This is a genomic window from Natronocella acetinitrilica (assembly GCF_024170285.1).
GTDB classification, from domain to species: Bacteria; Pseudomonadota; Gammaproteobacteria; order Nitrococcales; family Aquisalimonadaceae; genus Natronocella; species Natronocella acetinitrilica.
This window is the reverse complement of the sequence record NZ_JALJXV010000008.1, coordinates 56,261-69,483: the sequence shown is the minus strand read 5'-3', so window position 1 is coordinate 69,483 and position 13,223 is coordinate 56,261. Positions and strand designations below refer to the sequence as shown.

The following is a 13,223-nucleotide window of genomic DNA, read 5'->3' as shown; positions in this document are numbered from 1 at the left end:
ATGGCCCGTGTACGACTGGAATTGCCCGCAAGTGAACGCTTTGTCCACGAGATAACGCTGGCGGTTCGCGTCGCAGACATGAACTACGGTGGCCATCTGGACAACAGCAAGGTGCTGTCATACTGCGGCGAGGCCCGGGCACAGATGCTGATCAGCCGTGGTTTTTCCGAGATGGATATTGCCGGGCTCGGCATCGTGGTCGCAGACGCGGTGGTGGTCTACAAGGCCGAGGGATTCCACGGCGACCGGGTGCGCATCAATGTGGCCGTGGATGAGTTCAACAAGTACGGCTGCGATCTCTACTACCGGCTAACCCATGCGGATCAAGGGCACGACATCGCCCACGCCAAGACCGGCATCGTTTTCTTCGACTACGAGACACGACGCCCGGCGAGAGCGCCGGACGCCTTCATGGACGCCTTTTCCGGCAAAAGCCCCAATCAATAGTCGCCCAGCATACCGCGCTTGACGCGGGCATCCGCCGGGCTGTCACCGAGCCAGATTGTGAGCACGGCACGCGCGAAGGCATCACCTTCCACGATGCCACGCTCGGCGTCGTTCACGGCGACCCGCGTTCCCTGCCCCGGGATGAAATCGATATCCACCCGGTCGCCATTGGCCAGATCCGGGAACAGCTCACGGAAGCCCTGACTCTGCTGACGCATACCCCGCAACTCGGCTCGGTCATGATTGGCGGCGAGACCGTCTTCCAGTGCCTCGACCATGGTCCCGCGATCCACGGCACGGAGCATGTGCAGGTGGACGCGCTTGGCGCCATCCATGTCCAGAGCCGTCGCGGCATCGCCGGTCCGTTCAGGCAGGTACAGCGCTCCGACGTATACCCGCACCATGAAGCGGGAGCGCAGCTCAGCGCCGTTCAGGTGCAATGTCTGCCCGTCCACCTCCACGGTATCGGCGAGGTTGACACCGCGGATGCTTGTGTCGGCGTGAGCCACGCCAACCGAAAGTACCAACGCCAGCCCTGCAATCCATTTCCACATGACCAGATCCCTCGGTTCAGAGCGCCTCGATAATGCCGGCGGCGCCCATGCCGGTGCCGATGCACATGGTAATCATGCCGTAACGCTTGCGCTCCCGGCGCAGGCCGTGAACCAGCGTGGCGGCGCGAATCGCGCCCGTGGCACCCAGGGGGTGCCCCAGCGCAATGGCACCACCCAGGGTATTCAACACCGTCGGATCCAGTTCAAGTTCACGGATAACGGCCAGGCTCTGGGCGGCAAACGCCTCGTTCAGCTCGATCCATTCCAGATCGCCCTGACTGAGCCCCGCCAGCTTCAGGGCTCGGGGAATGGCTTTCACCGGCCCAATGCCCATGACCTCCGGCGGCACACCTGCCACTGCAAAACTCACGAAGCGGGCCAACGGTTCAATGCCCAGCTCCCTGACCTTGCGCTCACTCATCAGCAGCACGGCGCCAGCACCATCACTCATCTGCGAGCTGTTGCCGGCGGTCACCGAACCCCGGGCTGCAAATACCGGGCGAAGCCTGGCCAGGGTCTCCGGAGTTGTGCCCGGGCGCGGCCCTTCATCCTGATTGACCAGCCTCTCCTGCACCGCCAGGCTCACACCGTCTGCCGCCGGATATTGCTCGCGCACCGTATAGGGGGCGATCTCGCCGCGGAAGGCCCCTGCATCGATGGCACGTAGCGCCCGGGCATGGGATTCGGCGGCGAAGGCGTCCTGATCCTCACGGCTGACTTTCCAGCGCTGCGCAACACGCTCCGCCGTGAGTCCCATGCCGTAGGCAATGCCGATCTTGTCCGGATCAGCCAATACCGCGGGATTCATGGAGGGCCGATGACCCATCATGGGGATGGCGGACATGCTCTCCGTTCCCCCGGCGAGCATGACATCCGCCTCGCCAACGCGGATTCGGTCCGCCGCCATGGCCACTGCCTGCAGGCCGGAGGCGCAAAATCGGTTGACCGTCACGCCGCCCACGGAATCCGGCAATCCGGCCAGCAGGGCACCAATGCGGGCCACGTTGAGGCCCTGCTCGGCCTCCGGCATGGCGCAACCCACGATGGCGTCCTCGATATCCCCCGGCTCAAGTGCGGGTACCGCATCCACAACGCCACGTATCACGTGGGCAAGCAGGTCATCCGGCCGCACATGGCGGAAAGCCCCGCGCGGCGCCTTGCCAACCGGCGTCCTCAGCGCGGAAACGATGTAGGCTTCCTGGATCTGTCCACTCATTCCTTTTCTCCTCGGCCGCGATTCAATTGCGCAGCGGCTTGCCGGTTTTCATCATGTGCGCGATCCGTTCCTGGGTAGGCTTGTCCCGCAACAATTCCACGAAACGCTCCCATTCCCGCCGGAGCAGCCAGGCTTCAGAGACCTGCGACCCACCCTCGACGTCGCCTCCGCAGAGGGCGTCGGCAGCATATCGGGCGACCTTGAAGTCGTGTTCGGATATGAAACCGCCTTCACGCATGTTCACCAGCATCATGGTGAGGTTGGCGATGCCGGGGCGGCCGGCAACCTTCACCGGCAGTTTAAGCGGCGGACGGTAACCAGTTGCAGCCAGGGCCCGGGCTTCCATGGTCGCAGCATGCAGCACTTCATGGGTATTCATCACGATACGGTCTGTAGCACGCAGCAGGCCCAGTTCCTGGGCTTCCCGGGCGCTGCGCGCAACCTTGGCCATGGCTATGGCTTCGAAGGACTTGCGAATCGCCGGAAAGACATCGCCGTCCGGGGTTGCGGCAGCGGCGCGCAGTGCCAGCTCCTTGCAACCGCCACCTGCCGGAATCAGCCCCACCCCGGCCTCCACGAGACCGATATAGCTCTCCAGCGCTGCGACTGTTCGATCACAATGCATCTGGAATTCGCAGCCACCGCCAAGCGCCATGCCCCGCACCGCCGCCACCACCGGAATCTGCGAATCCCGCATACGGCCGGTGGCCTGCTGGAACAGGTGAACCATCGTTTCCAGCGCGTCGAAATCCTGCTCTCCCAGCGCGTCCACCACCTGCTTGAGGTTGGCACCCACGCTGAAGGGTTCGCGGGGCTGCCAGAGGACCACGCCATCGAAGCGTTTCTCGGCTTCGTCCATCGCCGCCAGCACGCCTTCCAGCACTTCTCGTCCCACCGCATGCTGCTTGCTGCGGAAACTGAGAATCCCGATGTCGTCCACCACATGCCAGAGGCGAACACCCTCGGTCTCGAAAACCGTATTGCCGGACGCCCCGGCGTCCTCACCGAGCACGGCATCCGGGAACCACTGGCGGCTGTATACCGGAAGCTCGGAGCGGCTTCGGTAGACACCGTCGGCCGGCGCCCAGGAGCCCTTCGGGCTGTGTACGGCTTCGATGGAACCGACCCAGTCCGGCAAGGCCGCACCGCTCATGGCCTCTCCGGCTTCGATGTCCTCCCGGATCCAGTCAGCCACCCGACGCCAGCCGGCGGATTGCCAGATTTCGAAGGGACCCTGCTTCCAGCCGAAGCCCCAGCGCAGTGCCAGGTCCACGTCCCGTGCACAGTCGGCTATCTGCTCCAGAAGATAGGCCGCGTAGTGGAAGGCATCCCGATGTATGGCCCAGAGAAACCGGGCCTGGGGATGTTCCGATTGCCGCAGGGCGGCGAACTTCTCCGCCGGGTCGCGCAGCGCCAGTATCTGTTGCACTTCCCCGGCGGCTTCCGGGTGGGCCGGACGATAGTCACCAGTTTCCGGGTCGAGCACCTCGATCTGCTTGCCCTGCTTGCGATACACGCCTGCCCCGCTCTTCTGCCCGAGAGCGCCAGCGTCGATCAGACCTCTAACCCAGGGGGCCAGAACCAGATACTCGTGCCACGGATCGTCCGTCAGCCGGGGCGCGGACCCCTCCACCACGTGGGCCAGCGTATCCAGCCCGACCACGTCTGCGGTACGGAACGTCGCACTCTTGGGACGACCGATGGCAGGCCCGGTCAAGGCGTCAACCACGTCCGGTGCCAGACCCAGCCGCTGGGCATGGTGCATGGCTGCCAGCATGGCAAATACACCGATGCGATTGCCGACGAAATTCGGGGTATCCCGGGCATAGATGACACCCTTGCCCAGGGAACTCACCAGAAATGTTTCCAAGCCCTGCAGGTAGGCCTGCTCTGTCTGTTGCCCCGGAATCAGTTCTGCCAGGTGCATGTAGCGGGGCGGATTGAAGAAGTGCACGCCGCAGAAACGGCTGCGCATGTCTTCCGGCAGTACCGCCGCCAGTTCATTGATACCGAGCCCGGAGGTGTTGCTGGCAAGGATGGTATGTGCGGCCACGTGGGGGGCGATTCGCGCGTAGAGATCCTTTTTCAGGTCCAGACGCTCGGCAATGGCTTCGATGATCAGATCACAATCGGCCAGTTGCGCCAGGTCGTCCCGGTAATTGGCCGGCCGAATGAGCTGGGCGTAGGCGGGCACTGCCAACGGTTTCGGCTCGAGCTTGAGCAGCCGGTCGATGGCCTTGCGCGCATTGGCGTTGCGATCATCACCGTCGGCGGGCAGCTCGAAGAGCACCGTATCCACCTGGGCGTTGACCAGGTGTGCGGCGATCTGGGCGCCCATGACACCGGCGCCGAGCACGGCGACCCGCCGGATGGGTAGTCGATTGGTCATTGTCTCCTCCATGTGTGTCCTTACCACCGCAGCCACCTGGCTCAGGCGACATGCTTCCGCACGGGACCACCGGTCTGTGCCCCACTCTCCAGTGTTTCGCGGGGGAAGGCATCGGTGATGATCGCGTCCATCCGCAGGGCCTCATAACGCCGCAGCAGTTGTGCTTCGTCAGCATCGATGAGGCCTGCCGATCGTGCATGCTCAAGCCGGGTCTCGAACTCCAGCCCCACGATCTCGCCCCGGCCGACAGCCTTCTGGAAACGGTCGTACACCGGCTCCACGGCAACCAGGGTGTCGAAGGCCTGCTCCATGCGGCCGGTCACATCGTCAGGATTGTCCGCCGCCCAGTAGGCATGGGTCGTCACCCGGTCGCGTACTCCACCCGGCGCCATCATGGCCGTGGCCACTTTCGCACCGATGGCGTCCGCCGGACGACGGTAGGACCGCCCAAGCGGGAATACCACAAGCTGCAGAAGGCGGCCGACAAGGCGGTTCGGGAAGTTCGCGAAGAACTCATCGAACGCCGTATTGATCTCGGCCAGGGAGTGCTGGATGGCCCAGTCCACATGGGCCTGCTCCGAGTCCTGCGCGCCACCATCACGGTGGTACTTGAGCACGGTGGAAGCCAGATAGAGATGGCTCAACACGTCGCCAAGTCGCGCTGACAGACGCTCGCGACGCTTGAGCTCACCGCCCAACACCCCCATGGCCACATCCGAGACGAAGGCCAGGGAGGCACTCATCCGGGTCAGTGCCTGGTAGTAGTGGGCATTGCTGCCCGCTTCCGGAGCCGTGGCCAGCCGTCCCCCGGTCAGGCCCAGCGTAAAGGCCCGCACGCCACGGTTGATGGAGTAGCCCAGGTGGCTGAAGAACAGGCGGTCAAACGCAACCAGGTCGTCGTCCCGCGCCGCTTCCATTTCCGGGAAAACGTAGGGATGGCAGCGGATCGCACCCTGTCCGAAGATCATCAGGTTACGGGTGAGGATATTGGCACCTTCCACCGTGATGCCGATGGGGACTGCCTGGTAGCCGTAGCCCAGGTAATTGCGGGGACCATAGATGATGCCGCGGCCAGCGTGGATATCCATCGCATCGTTCACCGACTGTCGCATCATTTCAGTCATGTGGTACTTGGCGATGGCCGATACCACGGACGGCTTGACGCCGAGATCGCCGGCGCTTGCGGTCAGCACGCGGCTCGCTTCCAGCATGTAGCCGTAGCCACCGATCCGCGCCATGGCTTCCTGCACACCCTCGAAACGACCGATGGGCAGCTTGAACTGGCGGCGGATACGGGCATAGGCACCGGTCATGCGATAGCTGACCTTGCCCGCAGCGGTACCCAGTGCCGGCAGGGAAATCGCGCGCCCCACCGACAGGCATTCCACCAGCATGCGCCAGCCCCTGCCAGCCATGGCCTGCCCACCGATGATCCAGTCCAGCGGCACGAAGACGTCCTTGCCCTCGATAGGTCCGTTCATGAAGGCAAGCCCCATGGGGAAATGCCGCTCGCCAATCTGCACGCCCGGATGATTGGCCGGGATCAGCGCGCAGGTAATGCCGATGTCCTCGCGATCACCCAGCAGGTGATCAGGGTCGTGGAGTTTGAAAGCCAGCCCCAGAACAGTGGCCACCGGCGCCAGGGTAATATAGCGCTTGGTGAAATTGAGTCGGATGCCGAGTACTTCACGCCCTTCGTGCTCGCCCTTGCAGACCACACCATAGTCGGGCATGCCGCCGGCGTCCGAGCCCACGTCCGGGCCGGTGAGGGCGAAGCAGGGAATTTCCTCCCCGGCAGCCAGGCGCGGCAACCAGTGGGCCTTCTGCTCGTCGGTGCCGTAGTGCATGAGCAGTTCACCGGGGCCAAGCGAATTGGGCACCATCACGGTGACCGCCGCCGAAATGCTACGGGTGGCGATCTTGGTGACGATGGTGGATTGGGCCAGGGATCCGAAGGCAAGCCCCCCGAATTCCCGGGGGATGATCATGCTGAAGAAACGCTCGCGCTTGAGGTAATCCCAGACTTCCTGGGGCAGATCCCGGCGCTCGCGAATGATGTCGTCCTCATCCAGCATGGCGCAGAGCGTCTCAACCTGGTTGTCCAGGAAGGCCTGCTCTTCGTCGCTGAGCCTGGAGACATTGATGGCGTGCAGCCGATCCCAGTCGGGCCGGCCCTGGAAGAGCTCTCCTTCCCACCAGATGTCGCCGGCCTCCAGCGCCTCGCGCTCGGTCTGGGTCATGGGCGGAAGGACCGCACGGAAGGTCTTGAAGATACGCGCGGTAATGAGTTTGCGCCGCAGCGCCGGCACATTGAGCAGCACCGCAACCGGTGTCAGCACCAAGGCAAGAAGGGCCACTGATGCGGGCCCGAGTATTCCCAACACTGCAAGGGCAGCGACGAAGGCAGCGACGGCCCCCGTCCAGATGGCGAGGCTTGCACCCCGGTAGGCAAGAATCCATGCCCCGGCCAGGGCAAGCAGCAACACCGCTACGGCGACCATACGCTCCTCCAGCGTGCGATGGCGCTGCCCGGTAACGGTTTGCCGATACGCCGCTGGTTCTCAGTCGGCGAGTAACGGCCCCGCCGAGGCACGGTGACGCGCCTCGAATCCGGGAATCAGCACCTCGCTGATGTAGTCCATGTATGCGTGAAATTCCGGCCCGGTGGGGATCAGTTCCGGCGCATCCCGGCGTAACTGGAGCGTGCCCAGATAGACCGAATAGGCTAGAACCGCCCGCTGGCGGGCATCCTCCGCAGACAGACCCATGGCGGTGTAATTGGCCACCATGAATCGAATGCGGCGTTCATTCACGCGCTTGACCACCGAACCCACTAGCGGATCCTTCGAGGCAACCGCAAACGCGAGATATAACTGCCCCGCTCGCTTGCTGCCATCCGCACCCCTGAACAAACGGTCGATGCGCGCCCGAGCATCCTGCTCGACTTCTGCCCGGGCGATGACGTCCTCTGTCTGCTGTCGCTCCCAACGTTCAAGAGCCACCTTCAACAGGGCATTCCGGTTCTCGAAATGCCAGTAGAAGCTGCCCTTGGTCACACCCAGGGTTCGGGCGAGACGCTCGACGGCCAATGCCTCCAGGCCGCCCTCGGCAACTGCATCCAGGGCGGCATCCGCCCAGTCTTCCGCGTTCAAGGTCTTTTTCGTGTTTTCCGTGACCATAGCCATTTTCTACACCATACGCATGCGTATGGCAAGTCTTGAGAACAACTATCGCCGGTTGGCGAAAGCACCCTAACCTCCTGTAATTGAAACTCCTGTACTGACTCCCTGGAGTCAGGCCCGCTCTCTGAATGGATGCGCAATCGGTTCTGCGCGGGGCCCTGCCAGATGGGCGTCAGCGACCGGCTGCCCTGCCTCATCATCGCGACCCAGTGCCGTACGACGCGACCGCAAGTACCCCTCTATCCACAGTGGCAGGAAGATCAGCAGATCGTAAACCTGTATCGACAACCGCTCGACGATGGCGATGGCGGTAATCAGGCCCCGCAGAATGAAGGCGAATACCGTAAGTACGCTGGCGAGCAACAGCACGCCCGCCGGACGCGCGCTACGCAGCAAGGTGCCAAGAGGAATTGCGCCGGCCGCAAGGGCCAGGGGCAGCAACGCCAGTGCAAGCCCGTAGATTGCCGCCTGCATCAGCCGCAATTCCACAAGGTCGGCGGACAGTAGCAGGTTGGTCGCAAGCAGGTCAGCCGTCGCCAGGCGCAGATAGATGGCTGCCACGGTGAACGAGAGCAGCATAAGCGGCACAAGACTGAACCAGAACAGAAGTCGCCTCTGGCGAATATCCATGGTGCCGATGGCGGGGATCACCCGGGACAGGCCAGCGGATTCGAAGACCAGCAGCCCCAAGCCCAGCTGAAAAACGACCAGCAGCCCGATCATCACTCCGGTGGCGGCAACGCCGTTCAGCAAGGGCTGCTCGCCGAGCACCAGGCCCAGCGGCTCCTGAAGCATGGCGGTGTGTACGCTGATGCCGTAGGCCACCACAGCCAGTGCCACCAACGCCAGCACAAACCGACCAACCGTTGCGATGGCCAGTGCGCCAACCCGCGCGCCACGCCCGCTGTCGGCCTGGGATCGCAAGCCATGCTCACGCCGACGCAGTTGTGTGATGCGTTGCTCGACCCGCTCGAGACGGTGATCGAAATCCCCCAGCACCGCCTCGACGCGACGCCAACGGGGCATCATCCGATACAGCAGCAGATAGCGCCGATGACTGCTACGCCGTATTTCCTCCCTGGCGTCGGACCGGTATTGCGCCAGGGAGTCACGGATATCCTCCAGCGCGCGGGCCAACTGACCCGTGTGGTCATCGCCGCCATCCGACATGGCCTGCGACACCCGCGCCCAGGCCGGCGGCTCCGGGGGAACGTCAGCACTGCGCTGGAAGTCTTCCTCCATGAAAGAGATCTGCCGTGCCAGTCGCTCTTTCAGCAAGGGGAGTCCGGCGAAATCCCGCTGCATCTGGCGCTGCAGGCGGTTGAAGTCCAGCAGGATGGCCTCGCGGCTGTCAGCGCGTGTCTGCAACAACAGCAGATGCCGACTCCAGCGTCGACAGTAGGCGGCAGCCTTGTGAGTGGTGCGGGAAAGGACCCTGCAGGCGTGACGCAGAGACAGACATGCCGCGCGAAGCAGCCGGTGTACCGGCTCTCGCGCGAAGTAGCAGAGTACAACCACGAGGCCGCCCCAGAGCAGCGCTGACCCCGCCGGGCTCGGGACGATCATGAACCAGTCTGACTGCGTCATCGCCGGACCTCCTTTGCCCACCCTCGGCCATCGTCCACGCCCTGGGCGCGGGCCGGGTTGACCGCCACGACTTCACCCCGGATTAGCGCTGACCGCTTGTTATGTCATCACTGCATTATGGGGCCGTGGGGATGGACTGGCAAAAAAGCACCGGATCCGGTCATCCGATACGCCGTCATTGGTCTGTCATAACCTTGCAGTAGCATGCGCTGTCTCGAAACTGTCATAGTCGGACCATGATGGACGCCGTCGATCTGAAACATCCTGACCTATACATCAACCGGCAGCTCAGTCTGCTGGAGTTCAATGCGCGGGTGCTGGAACAGGCCAAGGACACCGGGCTACCGCTGCTCGAACGACTACGCTTCCTGTGCATATCCAGCACCAATCTCGATGAATTCTTCGAGATTCGCGTCGCCGGACTGAAACAGGCCCATGAACTCGGTTCGACCCAGGCCGGCCCGGACAACCGCACCCCGCTCGAGGTCCTGCGCCTGATCGGCAGGCGCGCCCATGCCCTGGTGGATGAACAGTACCGGGTGCTGAACGACGAACTGATACCTGCCATGGCGGCAGAGGACATTCGCTTCATTCGTCGTGGGGACTGGACCGAGGAACAGCGACACTGGTTGCGTGAGTACTTCGAGGACTCCCTGCTACCGGTGCTCTCGCCCCTGGGGCTGGATCCCGCCCACCCGTTCCCGCGCATCCTCAACAAGAGCCTGAACTTCATCGTTCAGCTCGAGGGCAAGGACGCATTCGGCCGCAACAGTGGCATGGCCATCGTGCAGGCACCCCGCTCGCTTCCACGGCTCATTCCCTTGCCGCCGGAAGTGTCTGTAGGCAGTCATGATTTCGTGTTTCTATCCTCGATCATCCACGCCTTTGTGGAGGACCTGTTCCCCGGGATGCGTGTGAAGGGCTGTTATCAGTTCCGGGTCACGCGGAACAGCGATCTGTACGTGGATGAAGAAGAGGTGGACGACCTGCTGGTGGCCATGGAGGGGGAATTGCAATCGCGGCGTTATGGCGATGCGGTGCGCCTGGAGGTGGCGGCAAACTGCCCGGAGCATATGGCGCGCTTTCTGCTCGACGAGTTCGAACTGGGCGACGACGATCTCTACCAGGTCAACGGCCCGGTGAACCTGAATCGTCTGATGGCCATCTGCGACAGCGTCGACCGCGCGGATCTGACCTTTCCATCCTTCACCCCTGCGATCCCCTCCGAAGTCTCGCGCAGCCCTGACGTGTTTTCACTGATCCGCAAGCGCACCTTGCTGCTGCATCACCCGTTCCAGTCGTTTGCGCCGGTCATCGACTTCATTCGTCAGGCGGGACGTGATCCCCATGTCCTGGCAATCAAGCAGACCCTGTATCGAACCGGTCCCGACTCCGCCATCGTCGATGCATTGGTCGCGGCGGCGCGGGCCGGCAAGGAAGTGACCGTGGTCATCGAGATAAGAGCCCGCTTTGACGAGGAAGCCAATATCCAGCTCGCCAACCGGCTGCAGGAGGCGGGCGCCCACGTGGTTTACGGCGTTGTGGGCCACAAGACCCACGCCAAGATGGTGCTGGTGGTCCGCCGCGAGAACAATGTGCTGCGCAACTACATGCACCTGGGGACTGGCAACTACCACTCGCGCACCGCCCGCCTGTACACGGACTACGGCATGCTCACCGCCGACGATGACATCGGCGAGGACGTACACAAGATCTTTCTGCAGCTCACCAGCCTGGGCAAGGTTCACAGGCTGAACAAGCTGCTGGAATCGCCCTTTACCCTCTTCGACCGCATGCTGGAGTTCATCGCCCAGGAGCAGGAGCACGCCCACGCCGGCGTCGGCGGGCGCATCATCATCAAGGTCAACTCGCTGGTGGAGCCCCGCATCATTCAGGCCCTCTACAGCGCATCCTGCGAGGGCGTAGAGATTGATCTGATCGTGCGCGGCATGTGCAGCCTGCGGCCGGGTATTCCGGGCGTCTCCGAGAACATCCGGGTGCGTTCGATCATCGGTCGCTTTCTGGAACATACGCGGGTGTTCTATTTCCAGAATGCAGGCGAGCCCAGGATGTACCTCTCCAGCGCGGACTGGATGGAACGGAATTTCTTCCGCCGGGTGGAGGTTGCCTTCCCGGTGGAGGACGCATCGCTGCAGGAGACGGTACTGGAAGACCTGCACACCTATCTGCGGGACAACACCCAGGCCTGGATCATGAACCGGGACGGGGAGTACGTTCGTGGGCAGCCCGGCGAGGCGCCAGCCTATTCCTCCCAGGCGGCACTACTGGAGAGACTGGCGGAGCGGGCCTGAAGCGCAGCTAGCCAGCGCGCTCGACGGCCAGCGCAAAGCCACCGCCCTCCAGTTGACGGGCCTCTTCCTGAAGGTCCGCCATGGTCAGGGGGTGGGCGTCCAGCCAGCTCGGCGACAACTGCAAATGAATATGCGCGTCATCGATGCGCAGTCGTGGCTGGGGCGGGCCGTCCGCATTGCGGCCACGGTTCAGCACGACGGCAAGCCGCAGTAACACCGAGAGACGCAGGAGCGCCGGGCGATCCCGCTCCGGTAGCGTCTCGAACAGGCTGCGCTGGAGCTTTCTGCGATGGCAGCGGATGAGCGTGGCCAGTGCTGCCTGGTTTTGCCGTGAAAACCCGGCCATATCCGCATTCCGGGCGATATATTCACTGTGCTTGTGATACTGGCTGTGGGCGATGTCGAGGCCGATTTCGTGCAACTCGGCCGCCCAGGCGAGCAGCTGGGCGTGTTCATCGCCCAGGTCCCACACCTCTGCCGCCTCGGCGAACAATGCCAGAGCAGTCTGCTTGACCCGTTCGGCCTGCTGCCGCTCCACATGGTAGCGTTCTGCCAGATTGCGAACACTGGCGTCGCGACTGTCAGCGTCCTCGATTCGGCCCAACAGGTCATACAGCAGGCCTTCACGCAACGCACCATCGGAGATGCGCATGCGCTGAATGCCCAGGGCCTCGAACACCGCGCACAGCACAGCCACCCCGCCGGCAAAGACAGGCCGGCGATCTGCCGCCAGGCCGGCAAGTTTGAGTTTGCCCCGGGTTCGCGACTCAAGAATCGCATCGCGAACCCGGTGCAGCGCGTTGCGGGAGAGGTCATCGTCACACCAGCCCTCGGCCTGGGCGACTGCCTGCACGGCACGAATGGTGCCGGATGTCCCGATTGCCGTCTGCCAGTGTCCTTCACGGTAATCCGGCGTTACCGGTTCAAGCTCCATGAGGGCGGCTTCCTCGGCACGGCGCCAGGCGGATCGGTTGTATCTGTCATCCGGGAAGTAGCGTTGACTGAAGCTGACGCAACCCATGTAGAGGCTTTCCAGGCGTCGTGCGCGCTTGTCCTCGCCAATGATGAGTTCGGTACTGCCGCCGCCGATATCCACTACCAGCCGCGCCGCGCCATCGTCAGCCAGGGAATGGGCGACGCCAACGTAGACCAGCCTGGCCTCCTCGACTCCCGCCACCACCTCGATGGGGTGCCCCAGAGCCTCTTCCGCCTCGCTGAGAAAGCCATCTTCGGGCAGCTGTCGGAGGGTGTTGGTGCCCACGGCCCGCACGCTGCCGCGGGGCATGTCCCGCAGGCGCTGACCGAAGCGCTGCAGGCAATCCAGGGCGCGGGCGCGTGCCTCACCATGCAGACAACCGTCGCTGGACAGGCCTTCGGCGAGGCGCACCATTTCCTTGATGCGGTCGATAACGATCAGCCCGCTGCCGTTACGCCGGGCGACCACCATATGAAAGCTGTTGGAGCCAAGGTCCACCGCTGCGACCGTCTCGGGCGGCGCACGCCGGGTGCGACGGAAGCCCTGCATGATCTGCGGCG

Annotated in this window: 9 protein-coding genes; 2 read left to right on the top strand and 7 right to left on the bottom strand. The window is 63.6% G+C overall.

Annotated features, from left to right (window positions below; all coding sequences use genetic code 11):
- Positions 1-447 carry an acyl-CoA thioesterase gene (locus tag J2T57_RS16020; protein WP_253480798.1) on the top strand — a complete coding sequence of 149 codons (447 nt, stop codon included), beginning with the start codon at positions 1-3 and terminating at the stop codon, positions 445-447.
- On the opposite strand, the gene J2T57_RS16015 is transcribed toward J2T57_RS16020, so the two are convergent.
- The 6 genes from J2T57_RS16015 to J2T57_RS15990 form a co-directional block, all read right to left on the bottom strand.
- Positions 441-1,001 carry a chalcone isomerase family protein gene (locus tag J2T57_RS16015; protein ID WP_253480795.1) on the bottom strand — a complete coding sequence of 187 codons (561 nt, stop codon included), beginning with the start codon at positions 999-1,001 and terminating at the stop codon, positions 441-443. The genes J2T57_RS16020 and J2T57_RS16015 overlap by 7 nt on opposite strands.
- Before the next feature lie 16 nt (positions 1,002-1,017).
- On the bottom strand, positions 1,018-2,217 hold the full coding sequence (locus J2T57_RS16010; protein WP_253480793.1) for an acetyl-CoA C-acyltransferase: 1,200 nt from the start codon (positions 2,215-2,217) through the stop codon (positions 1,018-1,020).
- 22 nt (positions 2,218-2,239) lie between these two features.
- Positions 2,240-4,606 carry a 3-hydroxyacyl-CoA dehydrogenase/enoyl-CoA hydratase family protein gene (locus J2T57_RS16005; protein WP_253480790.1) on the bottom strand — a complete coding sequence of 789 codons (2,367 nt, stop codon included), beginning with the start codon at positions 4,604-4,606 and terminating at the stop codon, positions 2,240-2,242.
- Between the two features lie 41 nt (positions 4,607-4,647).
- Entirely contained in the window at positions 4,648-7,107 is a 2,460-nt protein-coding gene (locus tag J2T57_RS16000; protein ID WP_253480787.1) for an acyl-CoA dehydrogenase, read from the bottom strand.
- A 60-nt stretch (positions 7,108-7,167) separates the two neighbouring features.
- Positions 7,168-7,758: a TetR/AcrR family transcriptional regulator gene (locus tag J2T57_RS15995; RefSeq protein ID WP_253480785.1), complete on the bottom strand. Its 591-nt coding sequence runs from the start codon at positions 7,756-7,758 to the stop codon at positions 7,168-7,170.
- A 141-nt stretch (positions 7,759-7,899) separates the two neighbouring features.
- Entirely contained in the window at positions 7,900-9,375 is a 1,476-nt protein-coding gene (locus J2T57_RS15990; protein ID WP_253480783.1) for a hypothetical protein, read from the bottom strand.
- 239 nt (positions 9,376-9,614) lie between these two features.
- Between J2T57_RS15990 and ppk1 the strand changes: the two genes are divergently transcribed.
- A complete protein-coding gene (ppk1, locus tag J2T57_RS15985) occupies positions 9,615-11,687 on the top strand; it encodes a polyphosphate kinase 1 (protein WP_253481942.1) in 2,073 nt (690 codons plus the stop codon).
- A 7-nt stretch (positions 11,688-11,694) separates the two neighbouring features.
- Here the strand turns inward: ppk1 and ppx are convergent, their stop codons facing one another.
- Positions 11,695-13,212 (bottom strand): exopolyphosphatase, encoded by a 1,518-nt coding sequence (gene ppx / locus J2T57_RS15980; protein ID WP_253480781.1) that lies wholly within the window; start codon positions 13,210-13,212, stop codon positions 11,695-11,697.
- Between the last annotated feature and the right edge of the window lie 11 nt (positions 13,213-13,223).

Coding starts and splice junctions, on each gene's coding strand:
- J2T57_RS16020 (WP_253480798.1), top strand. CDS start 1: ATGGCCCGTGTACGACTGGAATTGCCCGCAAGTGAACGCTTTGTCCAC.
- J2T57_RS16015 (WP_253480795.1), bottom strand. CDS start 1,001: ATGTGGAAATGGATTGCAGGGCTGGCGTTGGTACTTTCGGTTGGCGTG.
- J2T57_RS16010 (WP_253480793.1), bottom strand. CDS start 2,217: ATGAGTGGACAGATCCAGGAAGCCTACATCGTTTCCGCGCTGAGGACG.
- J2T57_RS16005 (WP_253480790.1), bottom strand. CDS start 4,606: ATGACCAATCGACTACCCATCCGGCGGGTCGCCGTGCTCGGCGCCGGT.
- J2T57_RS16000 (WP_253480787.1), bottom strand. CDS start 7,107: ATGGTCGCCGTAGCGGTGTTGCTGCTTGCCCTGGCCGGGGCATGGATT.
- J2T57_RS15990 (WP_253480783.1), bottom strand. CDS start 9,375: ATGACGCAGTCAGACTGGTTCATGATCGTCCCGAGCCCGGCGGGGTCA.
- ppk1 (WP_253481942.1), top strand. CDS start 9,615: ATGGACGCCGTCGATCTGAAACATCCTGACCTATACATCAACCGGCAG.
- ppx (WP_253480781.1), bottom strand. CDS start 13,212: ATGCAGGGCTTCCGTCGCACCCGGCGTGCGCCGCCCGAGACGGTCGCA.